1 protein-coding gene is annotated in these 540 nt (G+C 23.1%); it reads left to right on the top strand.

The features are described 5' to 3' along the window. Window positions 1-392, top strand: a 392-nt coding sequence (locus tag N1F73_RS03885; protein ID WP_260360177.1) for a hypothetical protein, incomplete at its 5' end; no start/stop codon positions are given. Window positions 393-540 lie beyond the last annotated feature (148 nt).

Raw genomic sequence — 540 nt, 5'->3', positions numbered from 1 at the left:
CTGATTTTCTATATCAGAAATATAAATTAGAATATAAAATAGACTATCAATTTAATTTCGAAGAAATAGATAAACTTGTAAGAAATATCACTTCCCAAAAAAATGTAGAATTAGAAGATATATTATTAATTTATCCAGTAGAAAATGTCTCGAAAAATAAAGGTAGTTTTTACATTAAAAATATTACTAGTTTAGATATCATTGATAATTTAGATAAGGTAAAACCTGTTGAACCTGTGCCTGTTAAAGATGTAGAAGAAATTAAAAGAGCAAAATCTAAACAAAATCTGCTTTTAACGATTTTAGTCCCATTAGGCGTGGGAATTGTTTTAATTATTGGTATTGTTGGCTGATTTATAAAGGTTAGATATCTAAATAAAAAAGTTAAATAATTTTATTTGGTTTATGTATATTTGTGAGTTAAGAAACAAAAAAAGCCTTTTTTAAAAAATAAAAACGGGCTTTTTTTGTTTTATACATTTGTGATTTAAATGTAGAATTTTATTGTCTAGTATTGTGCTTTTTTAAAGCACATTTTAA

Origin of the sequence: Mycoplasma sp. HS2188 (assembly GCF_025209835.1) — a bacterium.
In the GTDB taxonomy this organism is placed as follows: domain Bacteria; phylum Bacillota_I; class Bacilli_A; order Mycoplasmatales; family Metamycoplasmataceae; genus Mycoplasmopsis.
The sequence above is the reverse complement of the archived record's forward strand: the minus strand, read 5'-3'. Positions and strand labels throughout refer to the sequence as shown.